Origin of the sequence: Sphingobacterium sp. UBA6317 (assembly GCF_002440385.1) — a bacterium.
In the GTDB taxonomy this organism is placed as follows: domain Bacteria; phylum Bacteroidota; class Bacteroidia; order Sphingobacteriales; family Sphingobacteriaceae; genus Sphingobacterium; species Sphingobacterium multivorum.
On sequence record NZ_DJTD01000023.1, the window covers coordinates 50,857 to 74,836 of the forward strand.

Consider the following 23,980-nt stretch of genomic DNA (forward strand, 5'->3'; position numbering starts at 1 on the left):
TCAGGTATTTGATTTGAATTAAAAGTATCCTTGTTTTTTACGTTCTTCCATGGCTGCTTCCGATACCTTATCGTCCATTCTAGCGCCACGTTCACTTACCGTTGAGGCCTTGATTTCGGCGATAATATCATCTAACTCCGTTGCTGTTGAATCTACAGCTGCTGTACAAGTCATGTCGCCTACAGTTCTGAAACGTACAGATTTGCGTTCTATGATATCATCTGCATCGATATTTAAGAATGAGGCAGCAGCCATCAGTTGCCCATTGCGGGTAATAACATCCCGTTCATGGCTGAAATAAATCGATGGCAATGCAATCTGTTCACGTTTAATATAGTTCCAAACATCGAGCTCGGTCCAGTTTGAAATAGGAAACACCCGTACATTTTCGCCTTTGTTTATTTTGCCATTAAAGATGCTCCACAGCTCAGGTCTTTGGCGTTTCGGATCCCATTGTCCAAATTCATCACGCACGGAGAAGATTCTTTCCTTAGCACGCGCTTTTTCTTCGTCCCGACGTGCGCCACCGATACAGGCATCAAAACCATGTTTTGCGATTGTATCGAGTAAGGTAACTGTTTGCAAGGCGTTCCGACTTGCATTTTTTCCTTTTTGCTCAACGACTTTTCCTTGATCAATGCTGTCTTGAACATAACCAACGATAAGTTTTTCTCCTATGTCTTCAATCAATGAATCCCTGAACGTAATTGTCTCGGGAAAATTGTGACCAGTGTCAATATGAACTAGTGGAAAAGGAAATTTACCAGGTCTAAATGCTTTTTTTGCTAGGTGAACAAGTGTAATGGAGTCCTTACCACCAGAGAATAATAGCGCTGGTTTTTCAAATTGTCCGGCTACCTCCCTTAAAATATATATTGCTTCCGCTTCTAAATGATCTAAATAGTCCATTCTCTGAAATAATAAAATTTGATTTTAATGAATTTGGGTTTCTACTTCGCTATTTTATGATTTAACGGCGTGCAAACCACATTCTTTTTTACTTTGATCTTCCCACCACCATCTACCAGCGCGGAAGTCCTCTCCTTCTTGTATTGCTCTTGTACAAGGTTGACAACCGATACTTGGGAAACCCTTGTCGTGTAGCACATTGTACGGGATATATTGCTCTTTACAATAATTTTTAACTTCCTCAAAAGTCCAGTCAAATAAAGGATGGATTTTGATGATTTGGTTCGTTTCATCGTATTCGATAAAGTCCATGTCGTGGCGATTGATGGATTGATCTGATCGGATGCCCGTTACCCAAATTTTTTTCCCTTTAATCGCGCGTTGTAAAGGTTCAATTTTCCTTATCCTACAACATTCCTTCCGATTCTCAACCGACTCATAAAAGGAGTTTGGACCTTTTCTGCTGATAAAATCTTCCAACAATGTTGTATCCGCAGTATATGTTTTAATACGCAACTGATAACGCTCCAAGGTGCGGCTCCACAGGGAATAGGTTTCTTTGAACAGTCTTCCAGTATCCAGTGTGAATATGTCGATATTAATATTATTTTTACCGATCCATTCCGTGATTACTTGATCCTCAATACCGAAAGAGGTTGAAAAAACTACCTCATTAGGAAATAGTGAGGCTATTGTTTGTAAGAGCTCCACTCCTTTTTTTTCGCCAATAATTTCTTTAATTTCCTTAACGTTCATAACGTAATATATTTTTGGTATGCTCGTTCAACTGCTTTACTTTGTATTCAAAATCTCCTCGAAGCTGCTCTCGATAAGCACTCATGAGTGATAGTGTTTCGTCAATTTCCTCAGGTAACAAGTCATTTAATAGTTCCTTCACCCTTTTGGCAATCGTCGGTGATTTGCCATTGGTGGAAATAGCTATTTTCAAGTCGCCTTTCTTTACGATGGACCCCAGGTAGAAGTCGCATAATTCGGGTTTGTCCGCGGCATTAAACAGTATGTTATTTTGCCCTGTTAAATTACGCAGCTGCTCGTTGAGCTCCATGTTATTGGTTGCTGCAATAACAAGTTGTTTGTCCGTAAGGTCGTCTGGTCTAAACGGACGCATGTGGAGCTGAATTTGTGTGTAATTTTGTAATAGCTCCTTAAATTCCGGGATGATTTCCCGAGTCACAATGGTCAGTTTTAATCCCTCATCATTGGAAATTAAAGCTTGAAATTTTTCCAATGCAACTTTCCCGCCTCCAACAAGTAAGGTGTCAATTTGATTCAATTTGACGAATATTGGAAATAGCTGGTTCATATCTATAAAGCTAAAGCTTTTTCTTTAATGTGTTGGAATGAACGATGCTTGGCAACGACCTCGCCGATTACAATAATCGCTGGGACACCGACCCTTTTCTCTGTTGATTCGTCAAGAATATTATCGATAGTACCTAGTACAACTTTTTCATTAGGCAATGAACCATTTTGAATCAAGGCTATTGGTAAATTATGAAGATTTCTTTGGCGGTAGATTTCCACGATCTCTGCCAATTTTCCGTATCCCATCAAGACAACGACAGTGGCCTTGGATTCTGCCGCCAGATAAAGATCTGTTGAAAGTGAACCGTCCGATTTGGAGCCTGTGATGACCCAAAAGCTCTCACTGATTCCCCGGTAAGTTAATGGAAGTTGCTGTAGTCCGGTAAGTCCAATTGCGGAGGAAATACCTGGCACAACGGTAGTTTCAATACCATATTGCTGTACGTAGTCAATTTCTTCGCCACCACGGCCAAAAACAAAGGGATCACCACCTTTTAGACGTACAACATGGCCATAGTTTAAGGCATAATCCACCAAAAGGCGATTGATTTCATCCTGTGAAGTAGAGAGTTGTTCGGCTCGTTTTCCAACATATATTTTGATGCATTCAGCCTGTGCATAATCCAGTAGTTCATCATTCACCAAGGCGTCGTATAAAATGACATCTGCTTTTTCTATTGCTTTGATGCCTTTTAGGCTGATCAGATCCGGATCACCAGGGCCTGCTCCTACCAATGTTACTTTTGCTTTTATTGACATACCTATTCCCTCCTATACCAATACTGGTTTTAAATTTTTCCGTTGATAGACTTCATTGATAAACTTCGTTGCTTCCTGAAGGTAGTTGATTGCAAAATGCTCCGTTGGTTCATTTTTACTAATCTGTAGAACTAATTCTGGAAACGTTTGTTCAAAATTATATTCACCTGTTTCCACGAAATGTGTTTGGAATTCGTTGATTACAATATTTTGCGTGCTGGCGCTAATCCCTTTATCCAATAGTAGGGCTTTTGCTGCTTGTACAAAGGCATTATAAGCATGATAAATCGCATCCGAGAATTTGGATTCCCGAAATGTTTCATTTGCCCATTGTAATTTCTCTTCCGCCTCATAGATCAACGTAGCAACCAAGTCAATCACCACGCCTGCACACTCGCCAACTCCGATTGCCGTTTGGAAAGTTCCTTCATGTCCCCAGTCGACAAATTCGTCCTCAGCAAGATTGGTCAAATCCGATAGAGGCTTTAAAAGATTATAAAAGTAATTTTTACTTTGTCTGTCGTAGTAAGCATGGAAGTTTTCATTTGCTTCCGCATTTTTTTTATAATCATTCAGCACCCATTCTACAACATGCAAGACTCTTTTTGTCGGCACTTTAATAATACGCTCGGCAACACGTCCTTCACCATTACCAATTGTCCCGCCACCAAGCATAACTTGGGCTGCGGGGACCACTTTGCCCTCCGCTTTAACCGAGCTACCATGAAAGCCGATATGTGCCAAACCATGTTGGCCACAAGAATTCATACAACCCGAAATTTTGATTTTTAAATCCCGATTAAAGACAAAATCCTGATGAAATTCGGCGATATAAGATTCGATAACCCGCGCCATTTCAGTACTGTTTGAAATGCCTAGATTACAGGTATCCGTACCAGGGCAAGTTGTTACATCAGCAGTACTATCAAAACCTACCTGCGCTAGATCCAACGATTTAAGTAGTTGATAAATATGTGGCAGTGACTTTTCTGTTGCGTATTTTAGCAGTAGGCTTTGGTTTTGTGTGATACGGATATCGTCCGCGACCAAATCCTTCAGACCTGCAACCAACGCGCGTGCTTTATCTGTACCTATATCACCGGTGGATACCCGCACATAGACACCGTAATATCCTTTTTGTTTTTGTTCGAATATATTGGTGCCCTTCCAAACTTGATAGTTTAGATCACTATCTAGGTTAATCGTTGATAGCTGATTGTCGTCCGGTGGCATTGGCTGTTCGATTTTGGTTCGGTCGATCGGATAGCTTTTCACCTTCGTGGCGATTTTCTCGGCTTCAATTAAACTTAGCACTTCCTCTAACCCTAATTTCTGAATAAGGTATTTGAATCGAGCTTTATTTCGGTTATTTCTTTCACCATAACGATCAAAGACACGAAGTGTCGCTTCGATATAAGGGATCAATTCATCTTCTGGTAAAAACTCGCTTGTTACTGATGCTAAAAAAGGCTGAGATCCCAATCCCCCACCCAATAACACTTTAAAACCACGAACTTCCACACCATCAACAATTTTTAGTTTTGGAATAAAACCAAGGTCATGAATATAGGAAAACGCAGTGTCTTCATCACTGGCAGAAAATGACATTTTGAATTTTCGTCCCATTTCCGCACATACTGGATTGCGCAAAAAATATTCAAAGGTCGCCTGAGCATATGGCGAAACATCAAATGGTTCCTTTGGATCGATTCCCGAACTTGGAGAAGCGGTGACATTACGGACTGTATTTCCACAAGCTTCGCGTAATGTAATATCGTCTTCAGCCAATTTGGACCAAAGTTCTGGTGTACGGTCAAGACTAACGTAATGAATCTGTATATCTTGACGTGTGGTCAGGTGCAGATTACGGCTTGCATATTCGTCTGATATTGCTGCAATTTTGTTCAATTGCTTAAACGTAACCTTTCCAAACGGAAGCTTTATACGAACCATTTGAACTCCAGGTTGTCTTTGTCCATATACCCCCCTAGCCAAACGCAACGATCTAAATTTTTCGTCGGCAATTTTGCCCTCGTGGAACAATCGAATCTTTTTTTCAAGTTCGATAATTTCCTTCTCCACGATAGGATTTTCTAATTCTGTGCGGAAGCTTTGCATATAACAAATAAAATCTATTGATTTAGTATTCTTTTCTCGGTGTCAAATGTAAAAATATTTTTTTAATATTCTATAATATCTACCAAATTAATATATATTTGCCCTATAAAATTTAATATATAAAACCTGTAGACTTTTAGGTGTAATGATGAGAAAGTTTTTTATAATCTTGATTTTAAGCTATGTAATCGTATTTAAAATGACTTCCTGTGCGCCAAAAGTCAAAAATGGTTACAGCAAGGAACATGGTTTTGAGGGTAATATTTCTTTGTCTGGTGCTTTTGCCCTTTATCCTTTAGCTGTGGTTTGGAGTGAAGATTTTAAAAAAATACACCCTAATGTTCGTTTCAATATTTCAGCGGGAGGTGCTGGAAAAGGAATCGCCGATGTTCTGACAGGTATGGTTGATATTGGAATGGTGTCGAGAGACCTACACGAGCAGGAAATAAAAAAAGGGGCTGTTCCAGTTATTGTTGCTAAAGACGCTGTTATCTGTACGATTAATCCCGGTAACCCTAATTATTCCGCTATTTTGAAGCGTGGTCTGAGCCGCGAAGAATTGCTGAATATTTTTGTAAATAGAAAGTTTAAGACCTGGAAAGAAATTGATCCTCAGTTTACGGCGGATCCAATCAACGTTTATGTACGTTCAGATGCTGCCGGAGCAGCTGAAACATGGGCTAAATTTTTTGGTCATAAGCAGGAGGATCTGCAAGGTATTGGCATTTTTGGTGACCCTGGGATTGCTCAGGCCATTAAAGATGATACTCACGGGATTGGATTCAATAACATTAACTACGTCTATAATCTGAAAACCAATAACGTGTTTGATCGTATTGCGGTTGTTCCTTTGGATCTCAATAAAAATGGGCACATTGAGGATGATGAGCAGTTTTATGGCACTCTATCTAATTTGACAGAGGCCGTCGCTACAGGAAAATACCCAGCTCCACCCTCAAGAGAGCTAACTTTTGTAACGCGCAATAAGACCGAATCCCTTCTCTTGAAGGAATTTATTTCTTTTGTGCTTCAAAAACAGGCGCAATCACAACTCCTTGAGAATGGTTATGTCCCACTAAATGAAACATTGATAAAAGAAGAACTTAATAAGTTATAGCATGCTAAATACTCGTCTCGTTAAAGATTCTCTGGTCAAGCGATCCACCTTGCTCCTGCTACTGATTTCACTTTCAGTTGTGGTGATTATTGCGATTGGTTTAACTATAAAATCGATTCCGTTATTTGAATACAGTAATATCTTTCAACTGTTGACCGACAAGGTGTGGTCACCAATGAAAGGATCGTTTGGCTTTTTGCCTTTTATTGCAGGTACGCTTGCTGTTACCTTGATTTCTCTTGTTATTGCGATTCCGCTTTGTATACTGACTGCGGTTTATTTGACTGAATATGCTTCGGATGCCTTAAAAAATATGATGTTTCCGTTGGTCAATATTTTAGCAGCGATACCGCCGGTTCTGTATGGTGTTTGGGGGGTATTGTTTATTGTACCTTTAATTCAGCTGTATATCGCTCCCATCTTTGGGGTTGTTACATCGGGTTATTCAGTGCTTGCCGGTGGAATTGTATTGGCAGTGATGATCTTTCCCATTATGATTTCCATTATGGTGGAGGTGCTGCAAACGATACCTTATGAGCTAAAAGCGGCTTCGCTATCTTTAGGTGCAACAAAATGGGATACCATTAAGCATGTTATTCTGAAGAAGGCTAGACCTGGCATTGTTGCTGCAATTGTTTTGTCAACATCGAGGGCATTTGGTGAAACAGTAGCGGTGTTGATGGTCTGTGGCAACGTTGCAAAAGTCCCTACTTCGGTATTTGATGCCGGATACCCAATTCCAGCATTAATAGCCAATAATTTCGGGGAAATGATGTCAATTCCACTTTATGAATCTGCGTTAATGTTCTCTGCGTTGTTGCTGTTTGTGATCATATTTGTTTTTAATTTAATATCTCGTCTTATATTGAGACGACTGGAAGGAGCTCAGCATGGATAATACGAAAAGACGGTTATTGAGTGAAAAAGTAGCGAAAGGTTTTATGCATCTCTCTGGGATAACCGTGACTGCTTCCTTGTTTTTTATCGTAGGAACCATCTTGTATAAAGGGCTTCCTTATCTCAGTTGGGAGATGGTTAGCCAGTTGCCAAAAGGTGGATTTTATATTGGAAAGGAAGGTGGGATTTTGAACGCAATCTTGGGCTCCCTCTATCTAGCAGGTGTAGCGACAGCCTTGTCCGCAATTATAGGTATTCCGATTTCGTTGTACCTTAACGTTTATTTGGGGGCGAAATCAAAAGTGACACAGCTTGCTAAATTGTTGTTTGATGTCTTGTATGGTGTTCCTTCTATTGTTTATGGAGCGGTTGGTTTTGGTGTTATGGTTTATTTAGGTATTCGAGCATCGTTATTGGGGGGAATTATTACAGTGACACTGTTAACCATTCCAATTGTGGTTCGCACGGTTGATGAATTGATAAAAACAATTCCTGACGATTTAAAGAATGTCACTCTTTCCCTTGGGACCACACGCTGGGAATTGGCTAAGGTCATGCTAAGAAGCATCCGATCAGGGCTTCTTACCGCGATTTTGCTGGCTTTTGGGCGTGCTATTGGTGATGTTGCGGGCGTTTTATTGACAACAGGTTTTAGTGACAATCTTCCAAAATATATTGATGAACCAGCGGCAACGTTGCCATTGTCCATTTTTTTTCAGCTAAGTAGTCCTATTCCTGAAGTTCAGGGGCGCGCTTATGCTTCAGCTTTAGTTTTAACAATCATTATTTTAATTATTGTAGTATGCACTCATATCCTTCAATCGAAACAAAAAAATCGTCGATAATAAGTCCTTTGAGCAATCCCCACATTGAAATCAAGGATCTTAATGTCTATATTGACGGCCGACATATACTTAAAAATATTAATCTCGCCCTTCCTAACAATAGTGTAACTTCGATTATTGGTCCTTCAGGTTGCGGAAAGACGACGCTTTTAAAGACACTCAATAGATTAGTAGATGATACCAAGGGGGTTGAAATAACGGGATCTGTACTTGTTAATGGTGAGGATATTTATGGTAGAAATGCTGAAGTAACACATATCCGTAAGAAAATGGGACTTTTATCCCAAAAACCTTATCCTTTACCAATGTCGATCTATGATAATGTGGCTTACGGTCCTCGCATACATGGTACTCGAAGCAAAAAGGAGTTGGACAGAATTGTGGAAACGCAATTGCGAAATGTGGCGTTATGGGACGAAGTCAAGGACCGTCTCGGACATTCGGCTAGCGGATTGTCCATCGGTCAGCAACAAAGGCTTTGTCTTGCAAGAGGTTTGGCTGTAGAACCTGAGATTATACTTGGAGATGAATCGACATCAGCGTTAGATCCGCTTTCAACTGCTAAAATTGAGGAATTACTAATTGAATTGAAGAAAGATTATACCATCGTATTGGTAACGCATATTTTACGGCAGGCAAGACGGGTGTCTGACTATATTCTGTTTGTCTATGGTGGAGAAATTCTTGAGTTTGGACCGACGGAACAGGTTTTATTGAATCCGCAGAATGAAATCACAAAACAGTATGTAAAAGGATTTATTTCCTAGAAGCTTAAGAAACATCGACACTGGATTAGGTTTATGAGAAAGCAATAAGGATTGGCTGATAAAAAGAATAAGCCAAAGGCTTAATTTCTACTGTGGGATATCTTCCCTATAATTGTGAAGACGATTGCTTTGTTGGGATAAACATTAGCAAAATCAGCATATGACCGATATTGTTTCCATCAAATCAGTCCGTAACTTCGTTTAAGAAATTATGCGGGAGCATTCAGGTTTAAAATAGGAATACTCCCGCATTTATTTTATCATGGTATCAGATAGACTCTATTTCCTACTTCAGGTGGAATAAATCATCAACGCCAAGTATCTTCTTGGAAGTAAATCCTTCAGCATATTTCGCTTGGATATATCGTCCAAATTCTCGGGCTCTGGCAGCAGTTGATTCCATGAAATCCGGATTGGAAATGTAGGTTTGTGGTTCATCAGGATTTACGTTTTCTCCTGTGTAAAATTGAGTTTTATAGGCTAAAACGGATTTTTCTTTAACATGGTAATAATCTGTTATATCGATAACAACATCTGGTTTTATATAATAATCCTGTACAAATTGCAGTACCAATCGGGGGCGGTGGGCCTCCTGAGGAACATTGTCCTGATCAAAAGTTTCCACTCTTCTCAAGCCAGCAAGAAAGCAAGCTTCACTGACCATCTGCCCCGCTCTTCCATGGTCCGGGTGGCGGTCTGTGATGGCATTTGTAATAATAATTTCGGGTTGATATTTGCGGATAGCTCTTATTACTGCCATTTTCTCTCTTTCGGCATTTTCAAAAAAACCATCTCTTAAGCCCAGGTTCTCTCTAGCGGCCAGTCCTAGGATTTCGGCAGCATCTTTTGCTTCCTGAGCCCTGGTTTCTGCTGTGCCGCGTGTGCCAAGCTCGCCTTGAGTCAAATCAACAATTCCAACCTTTTTTCCTTCAGCAACATATTTTGCCATTACTCCACCTGCGCCTAATTCAGCATCATCAGGATGTACAGCAATGATAAGTAGATCTAATTTTAACATATGATATCTCTCTTTTTATTTGGCTCTTCAATGACAAATCATTCCATTTAATCAACGAACAATTTTACTGAGATGCTATAGACAGCTTCAATATACTATTGTTCCTGAGTCGATATACGATTAGATTGACGTTGTGAAAGCCGCGGCAAAGGTAAGCAGTTTATGGGTTACTCTTGTAAAAGACGCTCGATATTGCGGCAAATTTTACTTGATAATGGCGAAGTAGTCGGATAATAGAAATCAATGACCTCTCCTTTTTTGTTTATCAGGTATTTGTGAAAATTCCAGGAAGGTTTACTGTTAATATGTCCATTCTGATCTTTGCTTGAAAGAAAACTGTATAAGGGTGTTGTGTATTCGCCGATAACATGGCTACGCTTAAAAATAGGGAAACTCACCTGTTGATTGATCCGGCAGAATGTCTCTAGTGTACCACCGGTTAATGGTTCCTGGTTACGAAAATTATTTGCTGGAAATGCCAGGATTTCGAAACCTTGGTCTTTATATCTTTGGTAGAGTTTTTCGAGGGATTTAAATTGTCTGGTAAAGAGGCATTGACTAGCAGTATTGACGATGAGTAAAACTTTACCTTCAAAATCAGCGAGAGATTTTTTTTTACCATTAAACTGAAGTGCGTCAAAGTCGTATACTGTTTTCATCTGGTTTTAGTTTGATTGGTCACATGACAGGTTGGGGTCTCGATTTCTCAAATTCCCTAATGATATTTTCAATGGCAAAGTCTTCTTTTGGGTCATAAGTTGACTTTAGGTTGTGACCGAATATTTTCGCGACTCCCTGATAAAAAAAAGCGGAAATCCCACCCTTCATTTCCTTTACCATTTCATAGCCGGTATGTCCCGTATAACGATCGATCAATTTAATAAGTATTTTGCCTTGTGAAATAGTCATATTTTTGATTTCTCGGTCAAACATCTGTTTTACGTCACTTTCACATTTTTCAACCAATGCTTTATGTTCCTTCTTGTCCGAAGTCAGCGCTAGGTCTCTGTCAAGTTGATCATATCTTTTTTGCGCATAGATAGCATAAGGAAGAACCTTGAGGACATTTCTTCTAAAGCGGAGATATTCTCTTCGTGCTTCTTCACTTGACCAGGTCCTTTTGGCCACAACAGTGACCTGTGGAATCGGAAACCAGGGTAATACCTCTCCGTTTGCCAAGGTTGTTGTCATATAACTGTTTACGGTCTCCTGTGCCCCCTCTCCATACAAAGGAAGAGTGAGTGATTGAGACTGCGCCCATCCGGACAGAGTCGCTGTGAGGAATAGCAAACAAAATAATATTGTCTTCATTTGGGCAATTATATAACGCTTTTTAATTTGTCAATGCTATAATATTTTGGTAGATTTATTACAAAATAGTTAGCTTGAAAATTAGTATTCAAGAATACAATAACTAAATTACACAAATTTACTCAAAAAACATCATTTACCTGCAACGTTTATGAAAGATTATGTGATTGATATTGAAGCAGAAAACAAAGAGATAAGGAAACGTTACCGTGCATTGTTACGCGCCTGTAAACCAACTTTACAACGCGGGGACAAGCAAGAGATCCGCAAGGCATTTGATTTGGCGTTGGATAGTCATAAAGAGATGCGACGTAAATCAGGGGAGCCTTACATCTATCACCCAATTGCTGTTGCCCAAATTGCTGCTGAAGAGATTGGCCTAGGGACGACATCTATTGTATGCGCGTTGCTCCATGATGTAGTTGAAGATACCAATGTTACTCTGGATGAAATTGAAGAAATGTTTGGTAAGAAAGTTCGCCGAATTATCGATGGGCTTACCAAAATTTCAGGAATTTTCGATCCAAACAGCTCTATGCAAGCGGAGAACTTTAGGAAAATGTTGCTCACATTGGCCGACGATGTTCGTGTAATTCTCATTAAATTGGCAGATAGGCTCCACAATATGCGCACCATGGAATTTATGGCCAGGGATAAGCAGCTGAAAATTGCTTCAGAGACAAGCTACCTTTATGCGCCATTGGCACATCGTCTTGGGCTGTATGCGATAAAATCCGAATTGGAAGATCTCTCGATGAAATTTACTGATCCGGATACCTATAAATTTATCGCTAGAAAACTGAATGAGAAAAAAGCTGAGCGTGAAAAATTTATAGGCGATTTTATTGGTCCAATCAAAGAGATATTGGAGGAACAGGGTATTAAGGCGTCCGTATTTGGGCGACCTAAATCAATCCATTCTATTTGGAATAAGATGCGAAAAAAATCGATTCCTTTTGAGGAGGTTTATGATTTGTTTGCTATACGTATTGTAATAGATGCTGTGGATGAGAAAGAAAAGACAGAATGTTGGAAAGTTTATTCTATTGTCACTGATTTGTACCGTCCTAACCCCGACCGTCTTCGGGATTGGATCTCCTCTCCGAAAGGAAATGGTTATGAGTCCTTACACACTACGGTGATGGGGCCTAAAGGGCAATGGGTAGAAGTTCAGATTCGAACCAAACGGATGAATGAAATTGCCGAAAAAGGATTTGCAGCACATTGGAAGTACAAAGAATCAAATTCAGATTCTGGCTTGGATCAATGGATCAAAAAAGTACGTGACGTCTTAAGCAGTCCAGATCAGAATGCGATGGATTTTGTGGATGATTTTAAGATGAATCTCTTCTCCGATGAGATTTTTATATTCACCCCCAAAGGAACACTGATTCAACTCCCCAACAATGCCACTGCTTTAGATTTTGCCTTTGAGATTCACTCTGATATCGGTGCAAGTTGTATTGGCGCCAAAGTAAATCACAAACTTGTTCCTTTAAGCCATATTTTGCAAAATGGGGATCAGGTAGAGATTATTACATCAAGCAAGCAGTCACCTAAAGAGGATTGGTTGAATTTTGTTGTGACTGCGAAAGCCAAATCCAAAATCAGATCTTCTCTAAAAGAAGAAAAGAGAAGAGTAGCGGAAGATGGGAAAGAAATTTTGGAACGTAAGTTGAAATCGCTAAAAGTTACTTACAATACGGATAATATTAACAAAATTGCCAACTTTTTAAAATATCCCAGTTCGCAGGACCTTTTCTATAATGTTGCCAAGGGCATTGTTGATATCAGGCAACTGAGAGAATATGTTGCGCATGAGAAAGCGGTTGAAATAAATGTAAGTTCTTCATCAGGAAATCAATTTAATACCCATATAGGTGGGCTAGTTGAAAAGATAAATAAGAAGGAATTCGACACGATCTTGATCGGTGATGATATGCAGAAGGTTGATTATACTTTAGCACCCTGTTGTAATCCTATTCCTGGTGATGATGTCTTCGGTTTTTTGACAGTTAATGATGGTATAAAAATTCACCGTACGAGCTGTCCAAATGCCTCCAAGCTGATGGCAAATTATGGCTATAGAATTTTAAAAGCACGCTGGGCTTCTACAAAGGATTCTGCATTTTTGACAGGTTTACATATCGTTGGCATAGATGATGTAGGATTAGTAAATAAACTTACAACTGTTATTTCTCAAGAATTTGCTGTTAATATTCGATCCTTATCAATTTCAAGTAACGAAGGTATTTTTGATGGTAATATTATGGTGTATGTAAATGATACTGCTCAGCTTGAAAGTTTGATGAGAAATTTAAAGCAAGTCAGGGGGATAACAGGTGTCAATCGATATGAATCGGAAAATTAGTAGCCAACCGTTGGATTGAAAATTACGCTAAGGCGACTACTATTAAGCACTATTTTTAATAGAGGAAATATCAATCTTAATTGGTAAATTTGTACAAGAATATTTTTACTATGAATCAAGCTGAAAATTTTGCAACTGTAAAAAAAATCTTTGAAGCCTACTTAGAAAATAAAAATCTAAGAAAAACACCAGAGCGCTATGCGATTTTGGAAGAGATTTATTCCCGTACTGATCACTTTGATGTAGAGTCTTTGTATATCCATATGAAGAACAAGAAATATCGTGTCAGTCGTGCTACAGTTTATAATACTCTAGAACTTTTGGTCTCTTGTGACTTGGTTACAAAACACCAGTTTGGAAGGAACATGGCACAATTTGAGAAGTCATATGGGTTCAAACAACACGATCATGTGATCTGTATTGAATGTAATAAGGTTGTTGAATTCTGTGATCCACGTATCAACCAAATTCAGAGTCTCATGGGAGATCTTTTAAAATTTGATATTAAGCACCACTCACTCAATTTGTATGGTGTATGTCAAGACTGTCAACTTAAGAACAAAAAAGAAGAGACCGTCGCTCACGAAGCTATTTCAAATTAATCTTATATTTTCTTAAATATAATAGTACATTTGTTCAGGAATGTTCAGGGGAAAATTCCTGAACATTTTATTTTTAAATAGAGTCTATTTTTATTAATAACATTTTAATTACTATACTTTAAAAGCTATGCAAGTTGATGTGCTTTTGGGCTTACAATGGGGTGACGAGGGTAAAGGTAAAATCGTAGACGTATTTTGTCCAAAATACGATTTAATCGCTCGTTTCCAAGGCGGCCCTAACGCCGGACACACGTTGGAATTCGATAACAAAAAATTCGTACTCAACACAATTCCATCTGGTATCTTCAATGAAGGTACACTAAATCTTATTGGTAATGGTGTCGTTATCGATCCGATTATCTTAAAAAGAGAGTTAGACAACCTGAAGACAGCTGGTTTTGATCCGGTGGGTAAAGGCAATTTAGTTTTAGCGCGAAAAGCACACCTTATTCTGCCTACACACCAATTATTGGATGCTGCCTCAGAATCAAAAATGGGTGCAGGAAAAATTGGATCCACTTTGAAAGGTATCGGTCCAACTTACATGGATAAAACCGGTAGAAATGGTTTACGTGTAGGTGATACGACACTTCCGGATTTTCAAGAGCGTTACCAAAAGTTGAAAGAAAAACACCTAAGCATTCTTTCGCACTATGGTGAGATACCTGATTTCAGTGAAAAAGAGAAGGCATTTTTAGATGCTATCGAATTCATTAAATCTATCCCACATGTGGATTCAGAGCATTTGGTGAATCAATATCTGAAAGAAGGCAAACGTGTGTTGGCTGAGGGCGCGCAAGGTACGCTGTTGGATGTTGATTTTGGTTCTTATCCATTTGTAACTTCATCGAATACCACAACAGCCGGAGCTTGTACAGGCCTAGGTATTGCGCCAAATAAAATCGGCAAGGTATATGGTATCTTTAAAGCTTATGCGACTCGTGTAGGTGGTGGTCCCTTCCCTACTGAACTTCACGATGAAACTGGCGAAAAATTACGTCAATTAGGTCATGAATTTGGAGCAACTACTGGTCGTGCTCGCCGTACAGGTTGGATTGATATTCCTGCCTTGAAATATGCTATTATGCTTAATGGCGTAACAGACTTGATTATGATGAAGGCCGACGTTTTGGATACCTTCGACAAAATCTATGCATGTACACATTATAAATATAATGGTGAAGTTATTGATTATATGCCTTATGAAATCATCACACATCAAGCCGAACCTATCTTGGAAGAAATTGATGGGTGGAAACAAGATTTGACTGGTATAACGTCTGAACAGGAGATACCTGAAGCATTAAAAAATTACATTTCTTATTTAGAGAAAGCTCTTGAAGTACCTATCACAATCCTATCGGTAGGTCCTGATCGTAAACAAACATTAGCCTTATCAAAATAAACTATGCGGATCGAAAGTTTTGATCTTCTCGATTCTAAAGATAAATTTCATCAAAAAGCCCTGCATTGGTCGGGGCAATTTGATGAAATTTCTTTCTTTAATAGTAATGGGATGTCCGATCAATGGGGAAGATATGAGCAAGTTTTGGCTGTCAAGGCATTATTCTCCTTCCGTGCAAATGAAAATGTATTTGATCAGCTCGATACATTTTTGAATTTACATCAATCTCAGTTTATCCCTGGATTTCTATCCTACGACCTCAAGAATGAGATAGAGGAATTACAGACAACGGGAAAGGATCAGCTCGAATTTTCGGAAACTTATTTCTTCGTGCCAGCGATTACGCTCCGATGGACGGCAAATCAAGTGCATATAGAGGCTGAAGATCCAGTTAAAATCTATCAAGCTATTTCCGATACGAAGATTCCTTTAGCAGCTCCAATCGTAGTGCAAGTACAATCGCGTTGGACAAAAAGTGAATACGTTAAAGCATTTGAAGACGTGCAAGCGCATATTCAACGTGGAGACATTTATGAAGTTAACCTTTGTCAGGAATTTTATGCGGAGAACGTCGACATCTCGCCGCTCGAAGTTTATCATCAATTAAATAGCCTATCACCTACCCCATTTAGTTCATTCTTCAGAGTAGGACATCATTTTATCATGTGTGCTTCTCCGGAGCGATTTTTAGCGAAAAGGCAGGGAAAGCTGATTTCTCAACCGATTAAAGGGACAGCTAGAAGAGGAACAAGCCCGGAAGAGGACCGACAGATTATAGCTGATATGTTGAGGTCAAAAAAGGAGATTGCGGAAAATGTGATGATCGTTGATTTGGTGCGTAATGACTTGACACGAAGTGCTCTTCCTGGAACAGTTGAGGCTACTCGCCTTTTTGAGATTCAATCCTTCGAACAAGTGCATCAAATGATTTCTACCATTACCTGCATGCAAGACCCAGAAGTCGCCAATGTGGATGTATTTAGAAATACCTTTCCTGCAGGTTCGATGACAGGTGCTCCTAAAATTGCAGCTATGCAAATTTGCGATCAGCTTGAAGCTCGAAAGAGAGGTATCTATGCAGGGTCTATCGGATACTTTGACACTGTACATGATGAGTTCGATTTTAATGTAGTCATCCGCTCACTGCTGTATAATAAACAAAAACGGTACCTTTCCTTTCATACTGGAGGGGCGGTCACCAATCAGGCAGCTGCAGATCAGGAGTATCAAGAATGCCTTTTGAAAGCTTCAGCCATCCTTGAAGCCCTAGATGCAAGATTGGAAGAATAAAACTATACTAATTTTGTAGAGAATATTTTTTGCTTCAAGTATTTTTTCGACCTTTGTCCCATTGGTACCACAAGTTCCTTATATCGATCTACATACTCATCGGAATTATCCGATCAAAGAGCGCGCGATTCTCTCGGTGAAGAATATCGCATTGAATCATGCTGAAGAAATCACTGAAACAGATTGCTCCATAGGGTTACATCCATGGTATATAGACGGGAATTCTGAACTTGCTTTAGCCTTAATGAAAGGAGGATTAAAACAGGCTCAAGTTTTGGCGATAGGCGAATGCGGTTTGGATAAAAATATTGCTATTCCCCTCATCCAGCAGCTTCAGGTCTTTTATCGACAGGTTCAACTGGCTCAAGTTTATCGAAAACCGTTGATTATTCATTGTGTTCGAGCTTTTCAGGAGATTGTCAGTTGTTTAAAAAAAGTGAATTTTAACGAAGCTGTTGTTTTCCATGGCTATCGGAAAAATTGGACACTAGCTCGGCAATTAATTGATCAGGGGTACTATCTTTCAATAGGTGGACATTGTTTAAATGGAAGTCAAGACGAGCTTTTGGAAAATATTTCACTCAGTCAATTGTTTCTAGAAACGGATACAGATACGACCGTAGAAATTACTACGCTTTATCAATACGTAGCTCGGATCAGATCGATCGAGTTGGAGGAGCTAAAGCGGGCTTTATACCAAAATTATAAGAAAGTATTTAATAAGTGAGGCCATCATAGTCTGTTTATTCACGTTGTCGGATAGCTATAAGGTTTCATGAAAATATAAAAAAACAAATTTAGATAGATGAAAGATTTAAGTTGGCTGTCACGTACCGAAGCATTGATAGGTCGATCAGCGGTTGAAAAATTGGCAAATTCACATGTGATGGTTTTGGGATTAGGTGGTGTTGGATCCTTTGCTGCGGAATTTATATGCCGAGCGGGAGTTGGGAAAATGACCATTATCGATGGAGACACAGTGGATCCGTCTAACCGTAATAGACAATTGCCTGCCTTGGCAACTAATCATGGTGAAGCAAAAGCTGAAATTATGCGGGAAAGATTGTTGGCCATTAATCCTGAATTGGATTTAACCGTAATACAAGATTTTATCATTCCAGAAAAGATACCCGCTTTATTAGATTTGGCGCCAGATTATTGTGTGGAAGCCATTGATAGTATTACACCGAAACTATTTTTCATTCGGAGGGCGTTAGAAGCCAATATACCATTTGTAAGTTCAATGGGTGCCGGTGGCAAAGTGGATCCGACAAAAATAAAAATTGCTGATATCGGTAAATCTTATAATTGTAAGTTGGCCCAACATATCCGTAAGAAATTGCGCAAACATGGTATACGTGATGGAGTGAAAGTGGCATTTTCAACCGAACTTCCAAACAAGGATTCATTATTGTATACCGATGGGAGTAATTTTAAAAAGTCCGCTTATGGCACCATGTCCTATCTACCAGCGGTTTTTGGTGGGGCAATAGCTTCTGTTGCTATACGAGATTTAATAGAAAATGCTTAACTTAGGTATTAAATAAACATATGAAGAAATGAAAGAAGCTGCCTGCCAATTGACGGTAGCTTCTTTTTTTCTTAGGCTATCGGCTTGTGACCCCTTTTATATCAATACCTTTGGGCTTGATATGTTCCAATCGTTTCTTGAGTGTATCTATTTTTGATTTTTCAAGATTACCCGTTGCAATTATAATCCCTTCTTTAACCTGTGCTGTAATGGTCGGAAAATCTTCCAGAACAAGGTTAACATCTCGTGTTAAGGTAGAATCTATCGCGCCGCCCAAAATTTCATGATATTTTTCACGGGCATCTTCTGGTTCAGGAAGATTTACGACAATATTGTTGTGAATGGATTTGATATCCTCTCCTCCGGCTAGCTTTGTTTTGTTTTCTATGTCCTGCTTGAGAGAGTCTGAACCTATTTGTCCATTCAAGGTTACATTACCCTCTTCGACATCGACTCCGATGCCCGCAGTAGTTTCCAACGCTGTTTCGATTCTTGATCTTAGTTTTTCGTCCGACTCGGGCGATCTACAAGAGTGAATAAATAGTGCAGCACCAAGCAAGAAGATTAAAAGTAAACTATTGAATTTCATGTCATTCTTTGTTTCTGTACTAAATAAGAACAGATGCATCGGCATATTGTTTAATTTTTCGGTATTTTCATCACCTAGTAAATTGCAATAACTTTTTGATTAACGTTATTAAAAACAAAACTATCACCTATTTTTTTCCCGATAAGTAGTTGTCCAATTGGAGATGCAGGCGAGATAACGAAGATATTATTGGTCCCTATTTTTACAGCTCCGATACTTGTGGCGATCAAATATAGTCCAACATTGGTTTGAACAAGTGTTCCTAATCTGACGACATCAATTACATCATTTGATAATGATTCTATACTGATCAGTTGCTGCAGATCTTTATTGGCTTCCACGAGTTGTTTCTGGTAGCGATTAATGTCCTGTTGGATCATTTCACGTGACGTCTCATATTTGTCTCCAGCACTACTTTTTGTATCGTCATTACTTGAATCCCGTGCGGTTTCCAAAGCAGATTCTATCATTGTAATTCGTTCCTTGGTGCGTTTTAGCGCTATCTCAAGGACCTCCCCTTTTATGTCGAAATAATTATTTGTCATTCCGAAAAATAAGGAATAAGTTTTATTCATTAAAAAATAAAAACAATAGGCTTAGGCTCAATAGAATATAATAAATTGGATGGTAAATAATACGAATAAGGTTGCAATAAATTAAAAAATTACTACATTTGTGCACTGAAACACGGAAAGGTGTCAGAGTGGTCGAATGAGCAGTCCTGGAAAGACTGTATACGGGATGACTGTATCGAGGGTTCGAATCCCTCCCTTTCCGCTTAGTAAAAGGCTTTATCATAGGATAAGGCCTTTTTAATGCATTTAAGCCGCGTTTTACCCAAAAATGTATGTCTTCAAACTAATTTGGACAAATGTCTAAGGAGTGTTTTCTGATTATAAAGCTATTAATTTTTGTTTTAAATATTCTGTTTTTCTGTTATTAATGGCCAGTTTTTTTAGGCTTTCTCTTTGTTTTAATATGAGTTCTCCACGACCATAATATACATCAGCTGGTGTCAGGTTTTTTAAAGACTCATGATAGCGTTCGTTATTATATTTATTTACAAACTCTTCTAGCGATTCTTTTAGCTCTTCTGGTGAATAATAATTGTTCAATTTGACCACATTTTTCATTGTCCTGTGATATCTTTCGATTTTTCCCTGGGTCTGTGGATGTGCCGGTCTGCCATGCACCTGTTTCATTTCCAGTTCTTCGGTCAGGTATTTCCCGAGTTCCTTAGAGATATAACATGATCCATTGTCGGACAGTAACTTAGGTTTAGCCTTCGTTTTTAACTTAGCCTTTTCTATCGCCTTATCCACATTACGTATCACATCTTCATGCTTCATAGATGTGCAAAGCTCCCAATGGACAATGTATCGGCTGTAGTCGTCCAATATGGTGCTCAAATAATAATCTCCCCAACCTTTTATCCTGAAATAGGTAAAATCTGTCTGCCACATTTCATGCACAAAACTGGTCTTATCCTTGAACTCATCGGATGCACTGATCAAAATATGGCTTGGCGCACTGATCAGTCCCTTGTTTTTAAGGATTCGATAGACTGAAGATTCTGAAATAAAAATCTGGTGCTCATCTGTAATGTGATGTGCTAGCTCGCGTGCTGACAGATCGACCTTATCCAGGGCAACCTCGACAACAAATTCTTTAACCTGATCTGGAATACTGTTCCACTGTTGTCTGGAGTCTCTGTTTTTCAGCTCTAACCCCTCATAACCGTCTGTTAGGTACCGATCATACCAGCTGTAAAATGTACTTTTAGGAATCCCGAATTCATTTAAAGTACGCTTCACACCAATCTCCGATCGGGTAACCGTCTGAATAATCTCCATTTTTTCTCCTGCTGATAATCGCATATGCTTTTTGTATTTATCCGTTAATCCAGCAGATCCAAGCTTTTTTTTACGATATCGTAACGTAGTACCAGATCGGCAACCATTTCTTTGAGCCGGGCATTTTCTTTTCGGAGTTCGGCCACCTCATCTGATGTTGCCTCACGGGTAACATCGCCTTCAAGTCGCTTTTTTCCCGCCTCTAAAAACTCCTTGTTCCATTTGTAGAACTGAGACTCGTTAATGCTGTGATTACGACAGATCTCGGCAATAGAGTTTTCTGCGCGTAAAGCTTCCATCACGATCAGAATTTTCTGCTCTGCGGTGAAGATTCTTCGGGTACTGCGACGTACATTCTTGATGAAGTTTTCGGGGGTTGTTTTTTTGGTCTTCCCATGATCATTAAAGTTAAATCTTTTTAGGAAAACACTCTCTTAGTTTTTAAACAATCGTGTCCAAATTATGCTGACGATTTACAAGCTCGGGCTTATAAATTCCTTCGGCTTTCAATCTGCCGATCACACGAAGTGCCTGATCAATAGCCGCATCGCCATTAACATGTAGTTGTGCCGTAATATGATTTGAAAACACTGTCTTTAAATCATTGTAGAGGGTCTGGTCCGAAAAGATTGGAAAGCCTTTGTAATCTGCCGATTGACCTTCTGGTGGAACTAGGTATGGTTCTGTCAACCAGGCTGTCTTCCCCTGAGGCGAACCATCATCCGAAAATTTAAATCCACCAAATTTCAAACGCTTTTCGTATTTCATGTAATTGGGTTTAAAGGATTTCCATTCGGCTTTGTTTGCTTCAAAATCCGGAAAATAAACCACATCTGCCTTTAAAAGATTTTTCGAAGCTGCTTCCTTCAACAGGCCAACCCCCACTCCCATCGAACGTCCGTCACAGATGGTTGTCTGCCCATAACTAAGCCATTCGTCTTGCGCTTTGACAAAATCTTTTAGAGTTTGGGGTAGTTCGTTTTTAGCCTGTTGAGGCCTGGGAATCATATTCGTCAACTTCACCAGTGCGGCAAAAGAGGCATTTTCTTCTAGCTTACCGTTTAGTCGATTATCAGGGCTTCGGCCGTAATGCCCCCCTTCCGGGTCTTTTACATTTTCGGCAATACCTAATAACTTCAACATCGCACTATTGGCAACACTTGCATGACCAGAAGCATGAATGACAATAATCGGATTTGTCGTACTGATCGCATCCAATTCCTGACGAGTCGGATGGCGATGCTCACGCATGATAGCATCATCGTAACCATTTCCTAATACAGGAACAGACGCGCCTAATTTTGTTCGCTTAATAACTGATAATATAGTCTTTTGAAGATCTGGTATTGAATTAACGGTACCATAGGGACTGGGCGATAAATCTATTGCCTGTTGCATTCCTGCTCTTGAAGTGATATGGCCATGGGCATCAATAAAGCCAGGCAGTAAAGTTTTTCCCTTTAAATCGATCTGTTTCGTGTTTTCTCCTACATAGGGGGCCGCTTCTTTCCGGCTACCGACGAAAAGAATTTTCCCGCCTTTTACTACTAACGCATCTACCTGGGGAAAATCATCTTCCATCGTAATAATATTTCCACCAAAATAGAACGTATCCCCTTTTTGCTGACTGCTCTTACAGCTTAAAATAAAAAAGGGTAAAAGGAAAAATAGATATTTTGTAATAATTGCCATGTGAGAGGTTAACTGTACTGATGAATAACAACAGAAAACAGTTAATTGTTTCGCAGCTCTTTGCTGGGTAACAGCCGGTAGAAGAAATGCGCATCTAGATGCGCATTTTCGATTAAAGCAGAATCGGTAACAGTTGATCTAGACTTTCTACCTGCAGGAAATTGCTTGGTTTAACGTCATCACAAGCTTGCTCATGTGTCCAAGTCACATGGTAAGGGACATGTATTGCCTGTCCCCCCAATGCCAAAACAGGCAGAACATCGGAGTTGATTGAATTTCCGATCATGATAAAATTTTCAGCGGGGCATTCAATTTTTCTTAATAATTTTGAGTAATCGTCATTTTTCTTGTTACTCATAATTTCCACATGATGGAAGTACTTTTGGAGACCCGAATTTTTCAGCTTTCTTTCCTGATCCAAAAGGTCGCCTTTTGTGGCTACGATTAGCTTATAATGTGCACTCAGCCTTACCAACGTATCTTCAACACCTTCCAATAATTCAATCGGCATCTTTAATAAATCTTGTCCAATCGCTATGATTTTGTTTATTGTCTTCAGCGATAACTGTCCTGCCGAAATACGGCTGGCAGTCTCTATCATACAAAGAATAAAGCCTTTCACACCATACCCATAGAGGGACAGGTTATTCATTTCTGTTTCAAATAATTCTTTTGATACTGCATGCTGTGGAAGATAATTTTCTAACAGCGCACAAAAATCATGTTCTGCTTTTTGAAAATATGGTTCGTTTACCCATAATGTATCATCTGCATCGAATGCGATGACTTTAATGGCAGTTTTATTGATAATCATTCTAATTTTAATTCAATTTAAGTAGTTTACTTGATCTTGATGCCATTATATTGTTCCCATAACCCGGTCAAGTTTAGGTCTGAATCATATACGGCATTAAAAGCAAACAGTTTTACCTTAGCCACATAATCATAAATATAAAGATCGGTTAAAGGGGTCGGAATAGATTCCAGTTCGTCTGCAGCGATCCATTCGAGGTCACCCTCATTACAATAGGGGGCCTCTACATATTCGATATCGGATACATATACATAGCTGATCCAATTGTAATTGATCGGTGATGTTTCGGTTAACATGCCACAAAATTGTTTTGACGTGATATGGATCCCTGTTTCTTCCATGACTTCACGAACTACCGCATCATCCGGGTTTTCAAATGGGTCTAATTTCCCACCAACGGGAACATACATATCTTTATTGGGTTCTTTAAGGCGCTTTAACAATAGAAACTTATCTTTATTTCTTAATATACATAGTGTGGCTACACGCTTCAAACCTGTCACTTCAGTGCTCATTTCTTTTCTGTTTGTAACAAAAATAGAAAATGTTGCGAGAGTCCTCAAGTATTTTAGCGAATTCATTCAGTCTATCTCTCCTCAGTAAGGACTTGCATATCTATTGCATCGGCATAAGTCACCTTGGCGATCACTTTTCCATGAAGCGGACCCCATAATCTTTACGCACTCACTCTCATGGGGTACCGAAATTTATTTTTGAGGGAAAGCCCATTATCCAATGAACGATCGGCATAATGGGCTATATCCAT

Annotated in this window: 24 protein-coding genes and 1 tRNA gene; 11 read left to right on the forward strand and 14 right to left on the reverse strand. The window is 39.3% G+C overall.

Annotation, left to right across the window (positions count from 1 at the left end):
* Positions 1 to 18: 18 nt before the first annotated feature.
* From cysD to B3E92_RS06960, 5 genes are read right to left on the reverse strand one after another with little or no spacing between them, the layout of a single operon-like run.
* Positions 19 to 909 (reverse strand): sulfate adenylyltransferase subunit CysD, encoded by an 891-nt coding sequence (cysD, locus tag B3E92_RS06940; RefSeq protein ID WP_070564167.1) that lies wholly within the window; start codon positions 907 to 909, stop codon positions 19 to 21.
* A gap of 54 nt (positions 910 to 963) precedes the next feature.
* Positions 964 to 1,665, reverse strand: a complete 702-nt coding sequence (locus tag B3E92_RS06945; RefSeq protein WP_070564164.1) for a phosphoadenylyl-sulfate reductase — start codon at positions 1,663 to 1,665, stop codon at positions 964 to 966.
* Positions 1,655 to 2,233, reverse strand: a complete 579-nt coding sequence (locus B3E92_RS06950; RefSeq protein WP_070564161.1) for a precorrin-2 dehydrogenase/sirohydrochlorin ferrochelatase family protein — start codon at positions 2,231 to 2,233, stop codon at positions 1,655 to 1,657. The genes B3E92_RS06945 and B3E92_RS06950 overlap by 11 nt, the downstream gene beginning before the upstream one ends.
* A 2-nt stretch (positions 2,234 to 2,235) precedes the next feature.
* Positions 2,236 to 2,994, reverse strand: coding sequence for a uroporphyrinogen-III C-methyltransferase (gene cobA, locus B3E92_RS06955; protein WP_286751882.1), 759 nt, complete (start codon positions 2,992 to 2,994; stop codon positions 2,236 to 2,238).
* Positions 2,995 to 3,006: 12 nt separating this feature from the next.
* The gene (locus B3E92_RS06960) at positions 3,007 to 5,112 is read right to left on the reverse strand and encodes a HEPN domain-containing protein (protein ID WP_286895940.1); all 2,106 of its coding nucleotides are present in this window, start codon (positions 5,110 to 5,112) and stop codon (positions 3,007 to 3,009) included.
* 199 nt (positions 5,113 to 5,311) lie between these two features.
* On the opposite strand from B3E92_RS06960, the gene B3E92_RS06965 reads away from it, so the two are divergent.
* Genes B3E92_RS06965 through B3E92_RS06980 form a run of 4 tightly spaced genes read left to right on the forward strand, consistent with a single transcriptional unit; the run spans position 5,312 to position 8,738 of the window.
* Positions 5,312 to 6,229 carry a PstS family phosphate ABC transporter substrate-binding protein gene (locus B3E92_RS06965; protein WP_236560197.1) on the forward strand — a complete coding sequence of 306 codons (918 nt, stop codon included), beginning with the start codon at positions 5,312 to 5,314 and terminating at the stop codon, positions 6,227 to 6,229.
* A gap of 1 nt (position 6,230) precedes the next feature.
* Positions 6,231 to 7,127, forward strand: coding sequence for a phosphate ABC transporter permease subunit PstC (gene pstC / locus B3E92_RS06970; RefSeq protein ID WP_286895942.1), 897 nt, complete (start codon positions 6,231 to 6,233; stop codon positions 7,125 to 7,127).
* Complete coding sequence (locus tag B3E92_RS06975; protein WP_286895943.1) at positions 7,120 to 7,971, forward strand: PstA family ABC transporter permease; 852 nt, start codon at positions 7,120 to 7,122, stop codon at positions 7,969 to 7,971. Before pstC ends, B3E92_RS06975 begins: the two co-directional genes overlap by 8 nt.
* Entirely contained in the window at positions 7,929 to 8,738 is an 810-nt protein-coding gene (locus B3E92_RS06980) for a phosphate ABC transporter ATP-binding protein (protein ID WP_046673379.1), read from the forward strand. The genes B3E92_RS06975 and B3E92_RS06980 overlap by 43 nt, the downstream gene beginning before the upstream one ends.
* Positions 8,739 to 9,024: 286 nt before the next feature.
* Here B3E92_RS06980 and bshB1 read toward each other — a convergent pair whose 3' ends face one another.
* The 3 genes from bshB1 to B3E92_RS06995 all read right to left on the reverse strand — a co-directional run bounded on the left by bshB1 (position 9,025) and on the right by B3E92_RS06995 (position 11,067).
* Positions 9,025 to 9,756 (reverse strand): bacillithiol biosynthesis deacetylase BshB1, encoded by a 732-nt coding sequence (bshB1, locus tag B3E92_RS06985; RefSeq protein WP_046673378.1) that lies wholly within the window; start codon positions 9,754 to 9,756, stop codon positions 9,025 to 9,027.
* A 167-nt stretch (positions 9,757 to 9,923) separates the two neighbouring features.
* Entirely contained in the window at positions 9,924 to 10,415 is a 492-nt protein-coding gene (locus B3E92_RS06990) for a glutathione peroxidase (protein WP_070564142.1), read from the reverse strand.
* A 19-nt stretch (positions 10,416 to 10,434) separates the two neighbouring features.
* Positions 10,435 to 11,067, reverse strand: coding sequence for a DUF4294 domain-containing protein (locus B3E92_RS06995; protein ID WP_070564139.1), 633 nt, complete (start codon positions 11,065 to 11,067; stop codon positions 10,435 to 10,437).
* Between the two features lie 151 nt (positions 11,068 to 11,218).
* Here B3E92_RS06995 and B3E92_RS07000 point away from each other — a divergent pair, with 151 nt between their 5' ends.
* The 6 genes from B3E92_RS07000 (at position 11,219) to B3E92_RS07025 (ending at position 18,266) form a co-directional block, all read left to right on the forward strand.
* A complete protein-coding gene (locus tag B3E92_RS07000; protein WP_070564136.1) occupies positions 11,219 to 13,438 on the forward strand; it encodes a RelA/SpoT family protein in 2,220 nt (739 codons plus the stop codon).
* A 110-nt stretch (positions 13,439 to 13,548) separates the two neighbouring features.
* On the forward strand, positions 13,549 to 14,040 hold the full coding sequence (locus B3E92_RS07005; RefSeq protein WP_046673375.1) for a Fur family transcriptional regulator: 492 nt from the start codon (positions 13,549 to 13,551) through the stop codon (positions 14,038 to 14,040).
* Between the two features lie 127 nt (positions 14,041 to 14,167).
* Positions 14,168 to 15,445, forward strand: a complete 1,278-nt coding sequence (locus B3E92_RS07010; RefSeq protein WP_070564133.1) for an adenylosuccinate synthase — start codon at positions 14,168 to 14,170, stop codon at positions 15,443 to 15,445.
* Between the two features lie 3 nt (positions 15,446 to 15,448).
* The gene (locus B3E92_RS07015; protein WP_286895944.1) at positions 15,449 to 16,735 is read left to right on the forward strand and encodes an anthranilate synthase component I family protein; all 1,287 of its coding nucleotides are present in this window, start codon (positions 15,449 to 15,451) and stop codon (positions 16,733 to 16,735) included.
* A 61-nt stretch (positions 16,736 to 16,796) separates the two neighbouring features.
* The gene (locus tag B3E92_RS07020; protein WP_286895945.1) at positions 16,797 to 17,462 is read left to right on the forward strand and encodes a TatD family hydrolase; all 666 of its coding nucleotides are present in this window, start codon (positions 16,797 to 16,799) and stop codon (positions 17,460 to 17,462) included.
* Positions 17,463 to 17,540: 78 nt separating this feature from the next.
* Entirely contained in the window at positions 17,541 to 18,266 is a 726-nt protein-coding gene (locus B3E92_RS07025; RefSeq protein ID WP_286895946.1) for a tRNA threonylcarbamoyladenosine dehydratase, read from the forward strand.
* A gap of 76 nt (positions 18,267 to 18,342) precedes the next feature.
* Here the strand turns inward: B3E92_RS07025 and B3E92_RS07030 are convergent, their stop codons facing one another.
* The gene (locus B3E92_RS07030; RefSeq protein ID WP_286895947.1) at positions 18,343 to 18,855 is read right to left on the reverse strand and encodes a BON domain-containing protein; all 513 of its coding nucleotides are present in this window, start codon (positions 18,853 to 18,855) and stop codon (positions 18,343 to 18,345) included.
* A gap of 74 nt (positions 18,856 to 18,929) precedes the next feature.
* On the reverse strand, positions 18,930 to 19,400 hold the full coding sequence (locus tag B3E92_RS07035) for a 3-oxoacyl-ACP synthase (protein WP_286843834.1): 471 nt from the start codon (positions 19,398 to 19,400) through the stop codon (positions 18,930 to 18,932).
* Between the two features lie 144 nt (positions 19,401 to 19,544).
* On the opposite strand from B3E92_RS07035, the gene B3E92_RS07040 reads away from it, so the two are divergent.
* A tRNA-Ser gene (locus B3E92_RS07040) sits at positions 19,545 to 19,632 on the forward strand.
* A gap of 116 nt (positions 19,633 to 19,748) precedes the next feature.
* Here the strand turns inward: B3E92_RS07040 and B3E92_RS07045 are convergent.
* The 4 genes from B3E92_RS07045 to B3E92_RS07060 all read right to left on the reverse strand — a co-directional run bounded on the left by B3E92_RS07045 (position 19,749) and on the right by B3E92_RS07060 (position 23,729).
* Positions 19,749 to 21,070 (reverse strand): IS3 family transposase gene (locus B3E92_RS07045; protein WP_376781271.1). Its coding sequence is split into 2 segments (ribosomal slippage): positions 19,749 to 20,791 and positions 20,791 to 21,070, totalling 1,323 coding nucleotides; the frame shifts between segments, so codons are not numbered across the junction.
* A 79-nt stretch (positions 21,071 to 21,149) separates the two neighbouring features.
* Entirely contained in the window at positions 21,150 to 22,400 is a 1,251-nt protein-coding gene (locus tag B3E92_RS07050; protein WP_286895948.1) for an amidohydrolase, read from the reverse strand.
* A gap of 112 nt (positions 22,401 to 22,512) precedes the next feature.
* Complete coding sequence (locus tag B3E92_RS07055; protein ID WP_115048702.1) at positions 22,513 to 23,214, reverse strand: HAD family hydrolase; 702 nt, start codon at positions 23,212 to 23,214, stop codon at positions 22,513 to 22,515.
* A 26-nt stretch (positions 23,215 to 23,240) separates the two neighbouring features.
* Positions 23,241 to 23,729, reverse strand: coding sequence for an NUDIX hydrolase (locus B3E92_RS07060; protein ID WP_286895949.1), 489 nt, complete (start codon positions 23,727 to 23,729; stop codon positions 23,241 to 23,243).
* Between the last annotated feature and the right edge of the window lie 251 nt (positions 23,730 to 23,980).

What these genes read in the sequence shown, in the direction of transcription:
- pstC (WP_286895942.1), top strand. Translation starts at nt 6,231, where the DNA reads ATGCTAAATACTCGTCTCGTTAAAGATTCTCTGGTCAAGCGATCCACC.
- cobA (WP_286751882.1), bottom strand. Translation starts at nt 2,994, where the DNA reads ATGTCAATAAAAGCAAAAGTAACATTGGTAGGAGCAGGCCCTGGTGAT.
- B3E92_RS07005 (WP_046673375.1), top strand. Translation starts at nt 13,549, where the DNA reads ATGAATCAAGCTGAAAATTTTGCAACTGTAAAAAAAATCTTTGAAGCC.
- B3E92_RS07055 (WP_115048702.1), bottom strand. Translation starts at nt 23,214, where the DNA reads ATGATTATCAATAAAACTGCCATTAAAGTCATCGCATTCGATGCAGAT.
- B3E92_RS06950 (WP_070564161.1), bottom strand. Translation starts at nt 2,233, where the DNA reads ATGAACCAGCTATTTCCAATATTCGTCAAATTGAATCAAATTGACACC.
- B3E92_RS07015 (WP_286895944.1), top strand. Translation starts at nt 15,449, where the DNA reads ATGCGGATCGAAAGTTTTGATCTTCTCGATTCTAAAGATAAATTTCAT.
- B3E92_RS06965 (WP_236560197.1), top strand. Translation starts at nt 5,312, where the DNA reads ATGACTTCCTGTGCGCCAAAAGTCAAAAATGGTTACAGCAAGGAACAT.
- B3E92_RS07000 (WP_070564136.1), top strand. Translation starts at nt 11,219, where the DNA reads ATGAAAGATTATGTGATTGATATTGAAGCAGAAAACAAAGAGATAAGG.
- B3E92_RS07025 (WP_286895946.1), top strand. Translation starts at nt 17,541, where the DNA reads ATGAAAGATTTAAGTTGGCTGTCACGTACCGAAGCATTGATAGGTCGA.
- B3E92_RS07050 (WP_286895948.1), bottom strand. Translation starts at nt 22,400, where the DNA reads ATGGCAATTATTACAAAATATCTATTTTTCCTTTTACCCTTTTTTATT.
- B3E92_RS06995 (WP_070564139.1), bottom strand. Translation starts at nt 11,067, where the DNA reads ATGAAGACAATATTATTTTGTTTGCTATTCCTCACAGCGACTCTGTCC.
- B3E92_RS06960 (WP_286895940.1), bottom strand. Translation starts at nt 5,112, where the DNA reads ATGCAAAGCTTCCGCACAGAATTAGAAAATCCTATCGTGGAGAAGGAA.
- B3E92_RS06980 (WP_046673379.1), top strand. Translation starts at nt 7,929, where the DNA reads ATGCACTCATATCCTTCAATCGAAACAAAAAAATCGTCGATAATAAGT.
- bshB1 (WP_046673378.1), bottom strand. Translation starts at nt 9,756, where the DNA reads ATGTTAAAATTAGATCTACTTATCATTGCTGTACATCCTGATGATGCT.
- cysD (WP_070564167.1), bottom strand. Translation starts at nt 909, where the DNA reads ATGGACTATTTAGATCATTTAGAAGCGGAAGCAATATATATTTTAAGG.
- B3E92_RS06990 (WP_070564142.1), bottom strand. Translation starts at nt 10,415, where the DNA reads ATGAAAACAGTATACGACTTTGACGCACTTCAGTTTAATGGTAAAAAA.
- B3E92_RS07030 (WP_286895947.1), bottom strand. Translation starts at nt 18,855, where the DNA reads ATGAAATTCAATAGTTTACTTTTAATCTTCTTGCTTGGTGCTGCACTA.
- B3E92_RS07060 (WP_286895949.1), bottom strand. Translation starts at nt 23,729, where the DNA reads ATGAGCACTGAAGTGACAGGTTTGAAGCGTGTAGCCACACTATGTATA.
- B3E92_RS06975 (WP_286895943.1), top strand. Translation starts at nt 7,120, where the DNA reads ATGGATAATACGAAAAGACGGTTATTGAGTGAAAAAGTAGCGAAAGGT.
- B3E92_RS07010 (WP_070564133.1), top strand. Translation starts at nt 14,168, where the DNA reads ATGCAAGTTGATGTGCTTTTGGGCTTACAATGGGGTGACGAGGGTAAA.
- B3E92_RS06945 (WP_070564164.1), bottom strand. Translation starts at nt 1,665, where the DNA reads ATGAACGTTAAGGAAATTAAAGAAATTATTGGCGAAAAAAAAGGAGTG.
- B3E92_RS07035 (WP_286843834.1), bottom strand. Translation starts at nt 19,400, where the DNA reads ATGACAAATAATTATTTCGACATAAAAGGGGAGGTCCTTGAGATAGCG.